The organism is Rhizobium sp. ERR 942, from assembly GCF_007828395.1.
In the GTDB taxonomy this organism is placed as follows: domain Bacteria; phylum Pseudomonadota; class Alphaproteobacteria; order Rhizobiales; family Rhizobiaceae; genus Rhizobium; species Rhizobium dioscoreae.
Genome location: NZ_VIUA01000005.1, coordinates 648670 through 665738, shown reverse-complemented (window position 1 = coordinate 665738; position 17069 = coordinate 648670). Strand labels below are relative to the sequence as shown.

The window sequence follows — 17069 nt, the reverse complement described above, 5'->3', positions numbered from 1 at the left end:
CAGGAAACACCAGAGCGAGAGACTTCGTCGCCAGCAGCGCCGCCGCCCTCGTCAGTGATCGGGCTTATAGACCCCCCAACCCGATATAGTCAACAGGCCTATTTTGAAAAAAATCAAAAAACAAGTAACTGATTGATTCTTTTGTGAGTTTTGTGAACATCCCCTATGATCATCGAAAATAAGCTGCAAAAACACCCACAGATATCCTGGATGAAGCGTCGGGCCGCCTGCACGATGACGGAACAAGCCGCAAAACCGCTTTTCTGCGTCCCCATCTTCATCAGCGACCCTGCCATTTTATGGGAAACAGCATATGGATCGCCGCAAAAAACGCCCGGTTGATTTGACACCCCTGTCATAAATATGCACATCTTCGCCCCCAGCCTGCGGCTCGCATGAAGGAAGCGGATCACGATCGGCATGATGACGGACAATATGATGCTCCGATCGCTCGGCAACGAGCCGCCTATCCTGGCCGATGGCCGGCGGGCGCCGGATCGGCGCGAAGTGTCTCTCCGTTGGCTTTCCGGCACCTTCCTGACAGGCCTGACGTCGAGTATCCTGATGGGCGTGGCCTTGTTTGCCGCACTTGACGGCCGCCAGCAGCTGGCGATCCCCGCGGAAGCCTATGCCACATCGGACAATCATAATGCCACCGACGACCAGGTCACCCGCGGCGGCCGGCTGATTTCCACCGCGATCGCCTCGAAGCCGTCCGACCACAATATTCTCGAAGTTTCGACCGTTGTGCGCGATGGCGACAAGGAGGTGGTGCGCCGCCAGCCCTTCGCTCATGTGAAGATCGCGCTCGCCACCAATCGCATCGCCAGCGAAAGCTACCCCCCCTTCGATCCGCTGGCGATCTTTTCCGCCGACGAAAACATACCGCAGCCCGCCAACAAGACCGGCGCCATCTACGGATCGGACGTCGAATCCGAAGTTAGCCTGAAGACGATCGCCTTTCCCGCCAAGGATATTCCCTTCCAGCTCGCCGGCTCAATGTCACTCGATGAGGTCGAAGAGAATGTCCGTTCCAACGGTTCGGTGCTGGCGGACGGCAATACCCAGCTTTCAGCGCTCTATTATGTCGACCCGCGCCGTTTCGCCAATGACGATCCCGACGTCGATCTGACGGCGGGGCTGGCAGCTCGCATCGTTGAAGAGAACATGTCGGTCTCCGCTCCGGAAGCCGTGACCGCACAGACGGAAGAATTTGCCGACGACATCATTCCCGTCCGCGAAAACATGTCGATTGCCGCGGCGCTGACCGGATCCGGTTATCTGAAGGCTGACGCGGACGATGTCGCAGCCAAGATCCAGCCACTCTTCGGTTCGTCCGATGTCTCCGCCGGCGACGTGTTGCGCATCGGCATCCTTCAGAAGGGTGAGCAGGCAAAAATCATCCGCGCCAGCATCTATCGCGGCACGAAACATCTGCTCACCATCGCGCAGAACGACCGCGGCGAATTCGTCGCCGGCAGTGCACCGCCGATGCTCGATGCCATCGCCACGGCCTTCGACAACGACTTGCCAGCTGTTGCGGCCGGCCGCGACCTGCCGAGCGTCTACGACGGCATCTATCGCGCCGCCCTTTCCTACGGCATGACCAAGGAGATGGTGGCGCAGATCGTCAAGCTGCTTGCGAGCAATGTCGATTTCCAGGCGCAGCTGAAACCGACGGATTCGCTGGAAGCTTTCTTCTCGGTCACCGACGACAAGGGACAGGCGACGGCCGATTCCGAACTGCTCTACGTCAACGCCAGATTCGGCGACAACGTCACCCGCTTCTATCGCTTCGAGGATCCGACAGATCACTCGATCGATTACTTCGACGAGAATGGCAAGAGCATCCGGCAGTTCCTGCTGCGCAATCCTGTTCCCACCGGCGTCTTCAAATCCGGCTTCGGCATGCGCCGCCACCCGATCCTCGGCTTTGCGCGCATGCATACCGGTGTTGACTGGTCAGCCCCGCGCGGCACGCCGATCATCGCTGCCGGCAACGGCATCGTCGAAAAAGCCGGTTGGGATTCAGGTGGTTTCGGCAATCAGACACTGATCCGCCATGCCAATGGCTACGTCTCCTCCTACAATCACCAGAGCGCGATCGCCAAAGGCGTCGTGCCGGGCGCAAAGGTGGTGCAGGGACAGGTGATCGGCTTTATCGGCTCGACGGGCCTGGCGACCGGCCCCCACCTGCACTACGAGCTGATCGTCAACGGCACGAAAGTCGATCCGCTACGCATCCGCCTTCCCGGCGGCAAATCGCTGGAAGGCGACGCACTCGCCAAGTTCCAGGAAGAACGCAAGCGCATCGATACGCTGCTCACCGACGAGAAGACGAAGCAAATCGCCAGCAAGTAGCCTCGGCCGCTCGGCCTATTTCATGCTGAGCTATCAACACTACGCTACGGCCGATAGCAAAATGGCGGCCCGAAGACCGCCATCTGCGTTGACTCGGTCGGCCAGCTTATGCCGCTTCGTTTACCGCCTGACGCGGGCGGAACAACAGCCGGTCCGAACCACTGGTTACCTTGACGAGCGAGCCATCCGGAATCTGCCCGGACAGGATCTGTTCGGCTAGCGGATCCTGGACATATTTCTGAATCACCCGCTTCAGCGGCCGCGCACCGTAGACCGGATCGTAGCCCTTGTTGGCCAGCCAATGGCGGGCATCGTCGTCGAGTTCGAGCGTGATCTTGCGTTCCGACAACAGCTTCAGCAGACGTTCGAGCTGAATGTCCACGATCGCGCCCATCTCATCGCGCTTCAGGCGATGGAACAGGATGATCTCGTCGATACGGTTCAGGAATTCCGGCCGGAAATGCGACCGGACGACTTCCATCACCTGCTCGCGCACCAGATCGCTGTCATCGCCGTCCTTCAGCTGGGTGAGATATTCGGCACCCAGATTGGAGGTCATGATGATCATTGTGTTGCGGAAATCGACCGTGCGGCCCTGTCCGTCCGTCAAACGTCCGTCATCCAGAACCTGGAGCAGGATGTTGAAGACATCGGGGTGCGCCTTTTCGATCTCGTCGAACAGCACGACCTGATAGGGCCGGCGGCGGACGGCTTCGGTCAATGCGCCGCCTTCCTCATAGCCGACATAGCCGGGAGGGGCACCGATCAACCGCGCCACGGAATGCTTCTCCATGTACTCGGACATGTCGATACGCACCATTGCCGTCTCGTCGTCGAAAAGGAAGCGGGCAAGCGCCTTCGTCAACTCCGTCTTGCCGACACCCGTCGGACCGAGGAAGATGAACGAGCCGATCGGCCGGTTCGGATCCTGCAGGCCGGCACGCGAGCGGCGAACGGCACGCGACACAGCCTGAACGGCGTCACCCTGGCCGACGACCCATTTTGCCAGCTCGTCTTCCATCCGCAGCAGCTTGTCGCGCTCGCCTTCCAGCATCTTGTCCACGGGAATCCCGGTCCAGCGGGAAACGACCTGGGCGATATTGTCGGCGGTAACGACCTCCTGCACCATGGAATCGCGGGCACTATCCTGCTCTTCCGCGGCGTGCAATTCCTTCTCAAGATTGGGGATCACGCCATAGGCAAGCTCGCCTGCACGCTGGAATTCACCCTTGCGCTGGGCAATGGCGAGTTCGTTGCGGGCATCGTCGAGCTGCTTCTTGAGATCGGCGGCAAGACCGAGCTTCTGCTTTTCCGCCTGCCAGCGCGCGGTCAGCGCATCGGCTTCCTCTTCCAGCGAAGCAAGATCGCCCTCCAGCCGCTTCAGCCGGTCGGCGGAAGACTGGTCGGTTTCCTTCTTCAGCGCCTCACGCTCGATCTTCAGCTGGATGATGCGGCGATCGAGTTCATCGAGCTCTTCCGGCTTGGAATCCACCTGCATACGCAGACGCGCCGCTGCCTCGTCCATCAGGTCGATGGCCTTGTCCGGCAGGAAGCGATCGGTGATGTAGCGGTTCGACAGGGTTGCAGCAGCCACCAGAGCGGCATCGGCGATGCGCACCTTGTGATGCTGCTCATATTTTTCCTTCAAGCCACGCAGGATCGAGATCGTGTCTTCGACCGTCGGTTCCTCAACCATGACAGGCTGGAAGCGGCGGGCAAGGGCCGGATCCTTCTCGACATGCTTGCGGTATTCATCGAGCGTGGTCGCGCCGACGCAGTGAAGTTCGCCGCGCGCAAGGGCCGGTTTCAGCAGGTTGGATGCATCCATCGCGCCATCGGCCTTGCCGGCACCGACAAGGGTGTGCATTTCATCGATGAAGAGGATGATCTCGCCGTTTTCCGACTGCACTTCGTTGAGCACGGCCTTCAGCCGCTCTTCGAACTCGCCGCGGAATTTCGCACCGGCAATCAGCGCGCCCATGTCGAGCGCCATCAGCTTCTTGTCCTTCAGCGATTCCGGTACGTCGCCATTGACGATACGCAGCGCCAAGCCTTCGACGATCGCCGTCTTGCCGACGCCGGGCTCACCAATGAGCACAGGATTGTTCTTGGTGCGGCGAGACAGGACCTGGATGGTGCGACGAATTTCGTCGTCACGGCCGATCACCGGGTCGAGCTTGCCTTCGCGGGCCTCGGCGGTGAGATCGCGAGCATATTTCTTCAGCGAATCGAAGCCCTGCTCCGCATTGGCGGAGTCAGCCGTGCGGCCCTTGCGGATATCATTGATGACCTGATTGAGGGCGACGGGCGTGACGCCTGCATTTTTCAGGGTTGCCGAGGTCGACGCCGTGGGCTCGATCGCCAGCGCCTGCAAAAGACGCTCGACAGTGACGAAACTATCGCCCGCCTTCTTGGCCGCATCTTCTGCGGTCGTGAAAACCTTGGCGAGCGGCTGTGAGAGATAGACCTGGCCGTCACCGCCGGAAACCTTCGGCAGCTTTGCAAGTGCGGCATCATTGGCAATGCGGGCAGCCTTGGCGTCGCCACCGGCACGTTCAATCAACGAGGCGGCCATGCCCTGGTCGTCGTCCAGAAGCACCTTGAGAACGTGCTCGGGCGTGAACTGCTGATTACCCTGTGCAAGCGCATTGGTTTGGGCGGATTGCAGAAAACCGCGTACCCGCTCGGAGTATTTTTCAATATTCATATGAGACCTCCATGAATCGCTCTGCCCGGACCCGGCACAGACCGATGATTGAGATTGAGCCCCCTCTAGAGGCGAGCCCCGCCTTACCGCCATTGAGATTTGCAGCAAGACAACTGGAGGAGATATGGGAGGCTATTTGAAGAGTTTAAAGGGTGCAAAACGCGAAAAAAGCGCGGGGTTTGGTTGGCAAATCGCGCCGACTTATTGGCCGGTTCCCTCAGCTAAACCCAGCTTCGACGGTCGATGGTAGCGAATCTTTCTCTCTCGCTACCTGATGACCATTCAGCCCTTTCCATTCGCCCATAGCAAAACGGCAACGGCAGCGCATCTCGCACTGCCGTTGCCGTTTCAATTTCTGCCGACTGCGCCCGAAAGCGTATGGGCCTTATTCCGAGGTTGCGTCCGCCAAGGCCGGAGCTTCGCCCGAAGCGGCTTCGCCCTCACCGTCGCCACCGGCAGCGCTGCGGCGCGGCTGGCGGCGCGGGCGGTTACCGCCGGCACTGCGGCGGCGCGGCTGGCGCTCGGTGGCGGCCACGGCCGGAGTTTCCTCTTCGATCGCCACTTCGGCCGGAATCCCTTCGATCACCGGCTGCGGACCGGTGCCATTGATGACCTCGGGCTCGCTGGCCGGAGCGGCAGCAACCGCTGGAGCAGCCTGCTGCTGGCGACCGTGGGGCTGAGCCATCTGCGGCTGATCGTCAATCTCCTGCGCATCGATATCGTCGATATCGCGCTCGGCATTATCGCGGTCATTGTAATTGTGATGATCGTCGCGCTGGTAGCGCTCCTGCATCTGCGCCTGGGCGCTGGCAATGATCCGATTGTAGTGCTCGGCATGCTGCAGGTAGTTTTCCGCCATGACGCGGTCGCCGGAGCTTTGAGCATCGCGAGCCAAGGCCGCGTACTTCTCGGCGATGTGCTGTGCGGTTCCGCGGATTTTCACATCGGGACCGGAGCTGTCGTAAGTCCTGGTCAGCGGGTTCGAGCCCTTGCGGTTGAAATTGTTGTTGTTATTTCCGCCGCCGCCGTTGTTGTTATTACCACGCCCCCGACCGCGCTTGTTTTGCTGTCCTGGCCTCATAGATCCTTCACCTGAATTCTCTTCGTTGGGATAAAATCATACACGGCACCTGCCGCCGCGGGTCGAATACTTCCGAACCGGGGCCTGCGTGCCGCAAGCAAACTGCGCTTTAGCGCTCGTCTGCCGCTCGACTACGTCAGATTAACTGATCACGCATTGGGTTATCTTCAACCTTTGACACTCTTATCAGAGAGCGGATCCCCGAGGCTGTCCAAGATGAGCGAATCGTCTCGTTCATTCCCAGCCGCCCAACGCGTGAGCGCAACCTATATTGCTTCCTCAGGAAATCCAAGCTTTTTCTTTGCGATAACAACGGGGTTCCACAAATCCGCTGCAAAATGTCACGTTAATGTTGAAATTCAAACACAAGAACCCGGTCGTTCTGGCCGTAGTCCCGAACCGCCTCGACAAGGGAAAATCCTGCTCCTTCAAAAACCGAAGTCACCGTTTCACGCTGATCGTAGCCGATCTCCACACCAATCATACCGTTCTGATATAGAAATCGAGCCGCATCCTTTGCGATCGCCCTGTATGCATCCAGCCCATCAAGGCCCCCATCAAGGGCCGTGGGAGGATCGAAATCCTTTACTTCTGGAGCGAGAGTGGAAATGACACTAGACGCAATATAGGGCGGATTTGAGACAATCACGTGAAAACGTTCGTGGATGGCTTCAAACCAGCTCCCTTGCACAGTTCTGAAACGCGCCGCCAGGCCATTTCGCTCCGCGTTCCCGCGAGCGGTTTCCAGCGCTTCGCTGGAAATATCGGAACCAACGCCCATTGCTTTAGGGCATTCATGAAGCAGGGCCAAACAAATGGCCCCGGTCCCCGTCCCGATGTCCAGTATATGGATATTGCCGATCTGGGATTCAAGCCTCCTGAGATGTGGCAGCATCGTATCGACGAGAATTTCCGTATCGGGCCGCGGTTCGAGCGTCGCAGCCGAAAGCCGCAGCGAGAGACCATAGAACTCCCGTTCGCCGAGAATGCGATAGACCGGCTCATGATTAAGCCGGCGAGCGATCGCCGCGCGTATCATCACCACATCATCCTCAGATACGGGCTCGGAACCGTGCGTCACGAGGCCGGTCGCAGAAAGATGCAGAAGGCCGCCGACAAGAATGCGTGCTTCCGTGGCGGGATCGTCGAGATCGGACCCGGCAAATCGGGCGCGCGCCTCCTGCAGGAGCTCGGATGCGGTCGGCCCCTGCCCGCCACTCATGCCTGTTCGCCGAGCTGGGCGAGCTGGCTCGCCTGATAATCCGCCAGCAGCGCATCGACCACCTCGTCAATCTCGCCCACCATCATCCGGTCGAGCTTGTAGAGCGTCAGGTTGATGCGGTGATCGGTGACGCGCCCCTGCGGGAAATTATAGGTGCGGATGCGCTCGGACCGATCGCCGGAGCCGACCTGGCTCTTGCGGTCGGCGGAACGCTCGCTGTCGGCCCGCTGGCGCTCCATGTCGAACAGGCGAGACCGCAGGACCTGCATAGCTTTGGCGCGGTTCTGATGCTGCGACTTTTCCGAGCTCGTGACAACGATACCCGAGGGAAGATGGGTGATGCGCACGGCCGAGTCGGTCGTGTTGACGTGCTGGCCACCGGCGCCGGAAGAGCGCATGGTGTCGATACGGATATCCTCAGGCCGGATCTCGATATCGATTTCTTCGGCTTCCGGCAGCACGGCGACCGTCGCCGCAGAAGTATGAATACGCCCGCTCGCCTCCGTTTCCGGCACTCGCTGCACGCGGTGAACGCCGGATTCGAACTTCAGCCGCGAAAACACGCCCTTGCCGCTGATGGTGGCGATGATTTCCTTGAAACCGCCCGCTTCGCCCTCGCTCGCCGAAAGCACTTCCACCTTCCAGCCATTGCTGGCGGCAAAACGCTCATACATGCGGAACAGATCGCCAGCGAAAAGGGCCGCTTCCGAGCCGCCAGTGCCGGCGCGGATTTCCAGGATCGCGCTCTTCTCGTCAGCGGCATCCTTCGGCAGAAGCTCGATCTGGATCGCCTTTTCCAGCGTCTCGATCCGCTCCTTAACCTCGGGCAGCTCCATTTCGGCAAGATCGCGCATATCGCGATCGACGGACTTGTCGGAGAGCATGGTTTCGAGATCGGCAGCCTCGGCAAGGGCGCGCTCGTAATCGCGGATTTTGGTCACGACCGGCTGCAGCTCGGAATATTCGGAAGCAAGCTTCACATAGACATCTGCGGCCGGGCCGGCGGACATGCGCGCCTCGATCTCGCCGAAACGGCGTTCCAATTCGCGCATTTTTTCAACAGGGAGCTTCGCCACCCTCTACTCCAATTCTTCTTATTATCTCTGCTTTGATGTTGTGATGCGCATGATCCCGCCTGCAAACCGCTTCGTGCTTTTCAGGATCGCGCGCTAAAGCGGAATATTGTGGCTCTCGGCAAAGTGCACAAGGATATCCCGCATGGAATTCGTCGGCTGCTTGTCATCGAGTGCGGCTTCCATGACTTCGGACAAGGCCTTGAGGTCAAGCCCGAGCAGCATTGCTTTGACCGGCCCGATCGAGGCCGGTGACATCGAAACCGAGCGGAAACCGATGCCGAGCAGGGCCATGGCCGAAATCGTCTTGCCCGCCAGTTCGCCGCAAAGCGTTACCGGCGTCTTGTTGCGTTCGCCAGCCCGCACAATATCGCGCAGGATACGCAGAAACGGCCGCTCGAGCGGATCGAAGCGATCCGAAACGCGGGCATTGCCGCGATCGACCGCCATCGAGAACTGGAACAGGTCGTTGGAGCCGACCGAGACGAAATCGACCTCCGCCATCAGTTCGTCCAGCTGCCACAGCAGCGCGGGCACCTCGAGCATTGCGCCGAACTGCAGCTTGCGCGGCAGGCCGTGCCCGAAGCGCGAGAGGTGCTGCACTTCCTTTTGCAGGAGTTCACGCACGGCTCGGATCTCGGAGACTTCCGTGACCATCGGCACCATCATCTTCAATTCGCTGTCGGCTGCCGCCCTGAGCATAGCCCTGAGCTGCGTGCGCAACAGGCCTGGACGATCGAGCGAGAGGCGGATGGCGCGCCAGCCGAGCGCGGGGTTTTCTTCCTCATGCGCTCGGAAATAGGGAACGACCTTGTCGCCGCCGATATCGAGCGTGCGGAAGGTGACGATACGGCCACCCGCCTGCTTCATGACGTTGCGATAGAAGGCTTCCTGTTCATCCGCCTTCGGCATGGTCGAGGCGATCATGAACTGCAGTTCGGTGCGGAACAGACCGATGCCCTCGGCTCCGGATTCCGCAAGTTGCGGCAGGTCTACCAGCAGACCGGCATTCATCAGCAGCGAAATGCGCTGCCCGTCCTTTGTGATCGGCTCGACGGAACGCAGAGCCCGGAACTGCTCCTGCCTACGGGCACGGAACCGGACCTTCTCTTCATAGGAGCGCTGATGATCAGCCATCGGCCGCAGGTGTACATGACCACCGTCGCCGTCGATGATGACCGGATCGCCGTTTTCGGCCAGCGCAACGACACCTACCGCCTGTCCGACGACCGGAATGCCCATGGCGCGTGCCACGATGACGACGTGGCTTGTGACAGCGCCCTCTTCCAGCACCAGGCCGCGAATATTGGCGCGGGGATAATCGAGCAGTTCAGCCGCGCCCATCGCACGCGCGAAAATGACCGCATCGTTCGGGAAGCCTTCGGCGCTGGTACGGCCTGAATGTCCGATGAGCTGCCGCAAAAGCCGGTTTGCCAGATCCTCGAAATCGTGCATGCGTTCGCGCAGATAGGGATCGGTCAGGCGCATCATGCGCGCCTTTGTGTCGCTCTGCACCTTTTCGACGGCGGCTTCAGCGGTCAGGCCGTTGCGGACGGCTTCCTCGAGCTTGCGCACCCAGCCCTGGTCGTGCGCGAACATGCGGTAGGTCTCAAGCACCTCGCGATGCTCGCCTTCCATGGACACGTCACGGCGCGACAGCATGTCGTCGATCGAAATGCGCAGCGAACCGAGTGCCTCGGCGAGGCGGCCGATTTCCTTGTCGGCATCCTCGTTCAAGAGATTGGTGACGACGATGCGCGGCTCGTGCAGCACGACATAACCGAGGCCGATGCCTTCATTGTAGCTGTCGCCATCGATCGTAACGGAGCGAGTGAGATCGAGTTCCAGGCCAGGCTTGGTGATCTTCTTCAGCTCGCCAGTCGCGATCATCTCGGCCAGCACCATGGCCGTCGTTTCGAGCGCCTCCAACTCTTCCTCGCGATAATTGCGGCTCGCCTTGTTCTGGACGACGAGAACGCCGAGCGAACGGCCAGTGCGCAGGATCGGCACGCCGAGGAAGGAGTGATAGATCTCTTCACCGGTTTCCGGCAGGTAGCGGAAGGCCGGATGCGATTGTGCATCGGAAAGATTGAGCGGCTGGGCGGATGCAGCAATCGTGCCGACCAGGCCTTGCCCCATCTTCAATTGCGAAAGGTGGACGGCCTCTTTATTCAGACCCTCGGTGGCATAAAGTTCAAGGACGCCGTCGGCGCGCAGCACATAGACCGAGCAAACCTCGGCAACCATATTGCTGGCAATCTGGCGGACGATCCGGTCAAGGCGCTCCTGCGGCTCCAGCGGCTCCGCCATCAATTCGCGTAGCCGCTTGAGCAGAACGCGTGGACCGCCGGATAGGTCTCTCATTGCGCCACTAGCTCCCGAATCAAGATGTCATGCCCGTCTTGCCCACGTCAGGGCCGGCCGAAACTCGCCTCCGTCACGGTCCGTCGTCAGCAGTCGTGACTCAACTCTTATCCAGACCGTAGCAGGAATGCAAAGTCCTGACTGCGAGTTCTGCATAAGGACCGTCGATCAGGATGGAAATCTTGATTTCTGACGTCGTAATGGCCTTGATGTTGATGCCTTTTTCGGCAAGTGCCCTGAAAGCGGTCGCAGCTACGCCTGCATGCGAGCGCATGCCGATGCCGATGACCGAAACCTTGACCAGACCTGATTCGCTCTGGACGACGTCGTAGCCGATCTTTTCCTTGTTTTCGCCAAGAACGCGCAGCGCCTTCTCGACGTCGCCCGAGGGAACCGTGAAGGTCATATCGGTCTTGGAGCCGTCTTCGGAAATGTTCTGGACGATCATGTCGACATTGATGTGGTTTTCGGCCAGCGGCCCGAAGATCGCGGCGGAAACACCCGGCCGGTCGGCAAGACGACGCAGCGAGATCTGAGCCTCATCCTTGGCATAGGCAATGCCGGTGACTACTTCCTGTTCCACGATTTCTTCCTCGTCACAAATCAGCGTTCCGGGCGGGTTAAGCAGATCGCCCATGCCCGGAGCATCGGGATCCTCGAAAGAAGAGCGCACGAAAGTGCGGACCTTGAACACCATGGCGAGCTCGACCGAGCGCACCTGCAGCACCTTTGCACCGAGAGACGCCATTTCGAGCATTTCCTCGAAGGCGATCTTCTTGAGGCGGCGCGCCTTCGGCTCGATGCGCGGGTCGGTCGTGTAGACGCCATCGACATCCGTGTAGATATCGCAGCGATCCGCTTTCACGGCGGCGGCGATCGCAACGGCCGACGTGTCGGAACCGCCGCGGCCAAGCGTCGCGACGCGATTGTCGGGACCGAGACCCTGGAACCCGGCGACGACGGCGACCTGCCCTTCCTTCATGCGGCGGATCATGTCTTCGCCGTCGATGTCGAGAATGCGGGCCGCACCATGCGCATTATCGGTACGGATTGGAATCTGCCAACCCTGCCACGAACGGGCGTTGATGCCCATGGCCTGCAGCGCAATCGCCAGCAGGCCGGAGGTGACCTGCTCGCCCGAAGCCACGACGGCGTCATATTCGCGCGCATCATAGATCGAGTGATTGGCGCCGGAGACCTTCGGCATGTTCTGGACCCAGCCGACCAGTTCGTTGGTCTTGCCGGACATGGCGGAAACGACGACTGCCACTTCGTGACCGGCATCGACCTCGCGTTTCACATGGCGTGCGACGTTCTTGATACGGTCCAGATCCGCGACGGAGGTCCCGCCGAATTTCATCACGATGCGTGCCATGTGCCTCTACCAGTACCCTGCGCCGGGCGGCCGAATGCGGAAAGCCCGACATGCAAAATCGCCCTTCCGGTTCGGTAGCCGGAAAAGCGTGATCTCAATGGGGCCGTCTCTTAGCGAGTTTGTCGGGCAGGCGCAATAGCATCGGACGCCGGAGGCGACGAAAAGTTTACTCTAAAAATCCACTTTTAAGGTCGACCAGAGCTTGTCGAGAATGCTCCCTTCCTTGGGGATATTTTCTTTGTTGAGGAAGGTGGCGACAAGCACGCCGCCTTCCGGCCGGCCGGTCGCGACGATCTCATATTCCATGACGTCGTCGTCCGTGGTCGTCTCGGCCTTCACGCCCTTCAGCACGGTACCGCTCGGCAATGTGCGCTGGGTCGCTCGCTTGCTGATCTTCGCGCCGCCATTGATGCTCTCCTGCACCATCTGCTGGAGTACGACATCGGTATAGCTGGAAGGGTTGAGCCCCTTATAGACCTGCACGATGATGCCCGTGCCGATCGGCGTCATCAGCGCATATTGCTGCACGCCGTCGCCGAGATCCGTCTTTGCAACCGTGAACTTGCCATCATGATCGAAGGAGAATTTGCCGCCGGTGAAGGTCACCGTCTCGCTGCGCTGCAGCTCCACCGGGACCTTGCGGCCATCCTTCATGGTGACTTCAAGCGTATCGCCGGGATTGATGCCGACGCTGACTCCGTCGATCGTCAGGCGAAACCCCTTGCCGTCCCCGGCCCATGCATGGCTGGCCGCAAACCAGCACATGGCGACGACCGTCGCGAGACGGAGTGGTCTCATGAGGAGCTCCTCTACAGGCCAGTCGATCGCAATCGATCCCGGTTCCGAAAGTCCATTTCACAACCCGGCGATTGATCGGCCATAAGATACCGCCATGTCAACCTCCGCACCGCAATTCGCATCGCGCAATCGAGATACCCCACAGCTGATCGAAGGCCGCAGGCCCTTGACATCGCGCATCGATCGTCCGACTTCACCCTTCAGGTAGAATTATTGCTTGCAGTCGTGCGAACCGCAGAACGACGCAAATGATGGAGTGAGCCATGAGCGAAACGGCAAAGAGCACGATCGACCAGAGCGAAGTGGACCGTTTTTCCGCCATGGCGGCTGAGTGGTGGAGCCCGACCGGCAAGTTCAAACCGCTTCACAAGTTCAATCCGGTCCGTCTGGCCTATATCCGCGACCGCGCCTGCGAGAATTTCGACCGCGATCCGAAGAGCAGCCGACCGCTTGAGGGCCTTCGCGTGCTCGACATCGGCTGTGGCGGCGGCCTGCTGTCGGAGCCGGTAGCGCGCATGGGCGCCACCGTCATCGGCGCCGATCCCTCGGAAAAGAACGTCGGCATCGCCTCGACGCACGCGAAAGCCTCCGGCGTTCCCGTCGACTACCGAGCCGTCACCGCCGAGCAGCTGGCCGAAGCCGGCGAAACCTTCGATATCGTGCTGAACATGGAAGTGGTCGAGCATGTCGCCGACGTCGAATTCTTCCTGTCGACCTGCGCAAAAATGGTGCGTCCCGGCGGCCTGATGTTCGTTGCGACCATCAACCGCACCATGAAGGCAGCAGCCCTCGCCATCTTCGCCGCCGAAAACGTGCTTCGCTGGCTGCCCCGCGGCACGCACCAGTATGAAAAGCTGGTCCGCCCGGAGGAAATCGAAAAGCCGCTTGCCGCAAGTGGTCTCGACATCATCGCCCGCACGGGCGTCTTCTATTCGCCGCTGCAGGACCGCTGGAACCTCTCGAAGGATATGGACGTCAACTACATGCTTCTCGCGAAGCGAGCGAACTTGGGCTGATCGTGCATCCGCGAATCCGCCTCAGACCTTCAATGTCAGCACGTGTGCCAGCAACTCGCTCTGGCCCACGGCGTTGCGAGCAACGATCTCTTTAATGCGAAGGCGATTGATCTCCTGAGGCCGGCCAGCAGGCCCATAGGGCTGCTTGAACGAGAAGGCAGCCGGGCCGGCACCATGATCGTGCAAATGTTCCAGGCGCTCGACGCCATCCCTCCATTCCGGAATGGTCCCGTGATCCACCCACCAAAGGACAAGCGGCGGCCAGCTCTGCCTGAGGTTCCAGTGTCGCGCGCCTTTCAGGGCGTCGGCATGCACGCCGCTGTAGGTGAATGCCATCAGCGATTCGATATCGGCCCAGAGCGACAGTGACGATGGCGCCGTCTGAAAGCCGCTGCCCTTGATGAAACGCGGAAAGACCTGTTGACCCCAACAGGGAACGCCCGGCTCGCCGGAATAACCGGATCGACCGATAAAGCCATCAGCCCGGGCAGCAGCCTCGAAATTCGCCGCCTCGCGCAGCCGAAATCCCTCAACCTCAGGACTCTCGTAGGCCGCGACATGCAGCCCGAAATTATACATGGCGAGATGTTTGCTGCCGGTCGCCGGCATCAGTTGATATCGTCTGGCAACACGGGAATGGCTGCGATCTCGATACCCTCCTCGACGAGGGCCTGCGCCTCATCAGGCGTCGCCTTGCCGATGATCCCACGCGCATCCGCTTCGCCGTAATGAATCTTGCGGGCCTCCTCAGGGAATTTCGCCCCGACATCCTCGGCATTGGCCTTGATGGCGTCAACGGCTTCCTTGAGCTTGGCCATCGCCTCCTTGCGGGCGGCATCCATGGCAAGCGTCTGCATCTCGTCCTTCTTGCGCGCGGTCGAAACCGACGGCGCCATCAGCTGCTTGGAGATCGCAGCCGAATTGCAGACCGGACAGGTGAGAAAACCGCTTGCGACCTGGCGGTCGAAATCGGCACTTTCGGAAAACCAGCCCTCGAACTCATGGGCATTGTCACAGGTAAGCGAATAACGGATCAAGCAGCGACGCCTCCAGCCGCCGGCGTCGCGATCTTCTCCAGCGAAAATTCGCGCGCATTCTTCAGGTTCGGTATCTTGTCATGGGCTGATTTGACGGCAGCGATATCGATCTCGGCGATGACCACGGCCTCGCCCGTGCCACCGGCGGATGCCAGCACCTTGCCCCAGGGATCGATGATCATCGAATGGCCGAAAGTCTCACGGCCGTCCTCATGCTTGCCGGCCTGCGCGGCGGCAATGACGAACATGCCGTTTTCGATGGCGCGGGCGCGCAGCAGAATTTCCCAATGCGCTTCACCGGTCTGCTTTGTGAAGGCGGCAGGTACCGTCATCACCTCGGCGCCAGCAACGGCCTGGGCGCGGAAGAGCTGCGGAAAGCGCACATCGTAGCAGATGGAAAAGCCGAGTTCGGCGAACGGCAGCGATGCGATGCGCGCCTCCGACCCCGGCCGATAGACGGCGCTTTCGCGCCAGCTCTCGCCATTGTCAAGATCGACGTCGAACATATGGATCTTGTCGTAGCGATTGATGAGCTTGCCGTCGGGACCGAAGAGGAAGCCACGATTGGCGATCTTGCCGTCATCGAGCGCAATGGCGGTCGAACCGATATGCAGGTATATGCCGAGCTCTTCTGCCAGTCCGGACGCCGTCTTGACGATGATATCGTTCGGCTCGTCACGCAGCACAGCGCGCAGGCCCGGACGATCCTTCTGCACCGCGCCGGTCATCTCCGGCGTTTGCACATAGACAGCACCCTGCGAAGCGGCGTCGCGCACCAGGCGCGCCATATCAGCCGCGTTCTTCACCGGATCGACACCGGAACACATCTGGATGGCGGCAGCCTTGAAGCTCATCGGTTTCTCCCTCGTAAAGACAGTCAGGCAGCCAGCATCGGATCGAGCTTGCCGGCCCGGTCCAGCGCATGGATGTCGTCGCAGCCGCCGACATGCTCACCATTGATGAAGATCTGCGGGAAGGTCGCGGCGCCGTTCGACTTCGCGATCATCTCCTGCCGCAGTTCGGGCGAATAGGTGGCGTTGTGCTCGACATAATCGACGCCTTTGGATTCGAGCAGAGATTTCGCACGGGCGCAATAGCCGCAGAATTCACGCGTATAGATGACGACGGATGCCATGATCCACTCCGGAAAAGCCTATATCGATTGTCATATAAGATGGCGGACGACCCTTGCAAAGGTCAAAACCGTGACATCGGCCGCACCTGCTTTCTTCAGTGCGCGCGTGGCCGCGGCAACCGTGGCGCCCGTGGTATAGACATCATCGACCAGAACGATGCGCCGCCCGAATATATCGGCCGCCCGATGCTCGGAGACGGCGAAAGCGCCGCGCACATTGTCCTGTCGCGCCTTCGCCCCGAGACCCACCTGCTGGCTCGTGCGTTTGACGCGCAGGAGCGTTGCAGCGAGCAACGGTTTGCCTGAAAGACGGGCAATGTGGCGAGCAAGCTCGGCAGCCTGATTGTATTTGCGCGCAAACAGCCGCGCCCGGTGCAGTGGCACCGGAATGATCGCATCGCAATCCGCAATCGTGCCGTCGCTGGCACGCAGCATCCAGCCGGCCATCATCGGCGCGAGATCGGTGCGATCGCGATACTTCAGGCTCAGAACGAGATCCCGGACGATGCCGTCGTGAACGGCGGCGGAGCGCAGGCGGTCGAAGACGGGCGGATCGGCAATCGCCTCTGCGCTGAGGATGCCGGCACCAAGATCATGGGAAAACGGACTGCCGAGCACCTCGCAATAGGGCCGCTCGATGAAGCGAACGCCCGACCAGCATGCCGCACAAAGACCGCGATGCGCGCCCACGGAAACGCCACAACCCGGGCAGGCCGGCGGATAGACCAGATCGGCAAGAGCCATCCAGGGTCTTTTCAGCCCGGCGCCCAGCATAGACAAGGTGATTTCGCGTCCCATCATCCCCATATGTTTGACACTAGCAATTCCGGGAAAAGTGTATAGCGGTTTTCCGTCCGGAATTGCGCAAGAGAAAACGCGCGTGCCCGGCACGCGCCGCCG

At 60.4% G+C, this 17069-nt stretch carries 15 protein-coding genes; 2 read left to right on the top strand and 13 right to left on the bottom strand.

Going from position 1 to position 17069, the window contains the following annotated elements; translation table 11 throughout:
• Positions 1-113: 113 nt before the first annotated feature.
• A complete protein-coding gene (locus FBZ97_RS23245) occupies positions 114-434 on the bottom strand; it encodes a hypothetical protein (RefSeq protein WP_145322082.1) in 321 nt (106 codons plus the stop codon).
• Here FBZ97_RS23245 and FBZ97_RS23240 point away from each other — a divergent pair.
• Entirely contained in the window at positions 421-2361 is a 1941-nt protein-coding gene (locus tag FBZ97_RS23240; protein ID WP_113354189.1) for a M23 family metallopeptidase, read from the top strand. The genes FBZ97_RS23245 and FBZ97_RS23240 overlap by 14 nt on opposite strands.
• 106 nt (positions 2362-2467) lie before the next feature.
• On the opposite strand, the gene clpB is transcribed toward FBZ97_RS23240, so the two are convergent.
• From clpB to FBZ97_RS23205, 7 genes are all read right to left on the bottom strand, one after another.
• On the bottom strand, positions 2468-5068 hold the full coding sequence (gene clpB / locus FBZ97_RS23235) for an ATP-dependent chaperone ClpB (RefSeq protein WP_112723644.1): 2601 nt from the start codon (positions 5066-5068) through the stop codon (positions 2468-2470).
• Positions 5069-5453: 385 nt separating this feature from the next.
• The gene (locus FBZ97_RS23230; RefSeq protein ID WP_095435959.1) at positions 5454-6149 is read right to left on the bottom strand and encodes a DUF4167 domain-containing protein; all 696 of its coding nucleotides are present in this window, start codon (positions 6147-6149) and stop codon (positions 5454-5456) included.
• A 346-nt stretch (positions 6150-6495) separates the two neighbouring features.
• Positions 6496-7371, bottom strand: a complete 876-nt coding sequence (gene prmC, locus FBZ97_RS23225) for a peptide chain release factor N(5)-glutamine methyltransferase (RefSeq protein WP_145322080.1) — start codon at positions 7369-7371, stop codon at positions 6496-6498.
• The gene (prfA, locus tag FBZ97_RS23220) at positions 7368-8447 is read right to left on the bottom strand and encodes a peptide chain release factor 1 (protein WP_069612964.1); all 1080 of its coding nucleotides are present in this window, start codon (positions 8445-8447) and stop codon (positions 7368-7370) included. The genes prmC and prfA overlap by 4 nt, the downstream gene beginning before the upstream one ends.
• A 93-nt stretch (positions 8448-8540) precedes the next feature.
• Positions 8541-10808, bottom strand: coding sequence for a phosphoenolpyruvate--protein phosphotransferase (ptsP, locus tag FBZ97_RS23215; protein ID WP_113354191.1), 2268 nt, complete (start codon positions 10806-10808; stop codon positions 8541-8543).
• A gap of 100 nt (positions 10809-10908) precedes the next feature.
• Complete coding sequence (locus tag FBZ97_RS23210; RefSeq protein ID WP_069612962.1) at positions 10909-12183, bottom strand: aspartate kinase; 1275 nt, start codon at positions 12181-12183, stop codon at positions 10909-10911.
• Positions 12184-12354: 171 nt separating this feature from the next.
• Positions 12355-12981, bottom strand: coding sequence for a hypothetical protein (locus FBZ97_RS23205; protein WP_113421559.1), 627 nt, complete (start codon positions 12979-12981; stop codon positions 12355-12357).
• Positions 12982-13244: 263 nt separating this feature from the next.
• On the opposite strand from FBZ97_RS23205, the gene ubiG reads away from it, so the two are divergent.
• Complete coding sequence (gene ubiG / locus FBZ97_RS23200) at positions 13245-13997, top strand: bifunctional 2-polyprenyl-6-hydroxyphenol methylase/3-demethylubiquinol 3-O-methyltransferase UbiG (RefSeq protein WP_113354193.1); 753 nt, start codon at positions 13245-13247, stop codon at positions 13995-13997.
• Between the two features lie 21 nt (positions 13998-14018).
• Here the strand turns inward: ubiG and FBZ97_RS23195 are convergent, their stop codons facing one another.
• The 5 genes from FBZ97_RS23195 to FBZ97_RS23175 are packed head-to-tail and all read right to left on the bottom strand — an operon-like array spanning position 14019 to position 16976.
• A complete protein-coding gene (locus FBZ97_RS23195; protein WP_113354194.1) occupies positions 14019-14606 on the bottom strand; it encodes a DUF3291 domain-containing protein in 588 nt (195 codons plus the stop codon).
• Positions 14606-15034 carry a DUF1178 family protein gene (locus FBZ97_RS23190; protein ID WP_113332339.1) on the bottom strand — a complete coding sequence of 143 codons (429 nt, stop codon included), beginning with the start codon at positions 15032-15034 and terminating at the stop codon, positions 14606-14608. Before FBZ97_RS23190 ends, FBZ97_RS23195 begins: the two co-directional genes overlap by 1 nt.
• Complete coding sequence (locus FBZ97_RS23185; protein WP_113354195.1) at positions 15031-15888, bottom strand: carbon-nitrogen hydrolase family protein; 858 nt, start codon at positions 15886-15888, stop codon at positions 15031-15033. Before FBZ97_RS23185 ends, FBZ97_RS23190 begins: the two co-directional genes overlap by 4 nt.
• A gap of 23 nt (positions 15889-15911) precedes the next feature.
• The gene (gene grxC, locus FBZ97_RS23180) at positions 15912-16169 is read right to left on the bottom strand and encodes a glutaredoxin 3 (protein WP_069612956.1); all 258 of its coding nucleotides are present in this window, start codon (positions 16167-16169) and stop codon (positions 15912-15914) included.
• A 30-nt stretch (positions 16170-16199) separates the two neighbouring features.
• Positions 16200-16976 (bottom strand): ComF family protein, encoded by a 777-nt coding sequence (locus FBZ97_RS23175; protein WP_113354196.1) that lies wholly within the window; start codon positions 16974-16976, stop codon positions 16200-16202.
• Between the last annotated feature and the right edge of the window lie 93 nt (positions 16977-17069).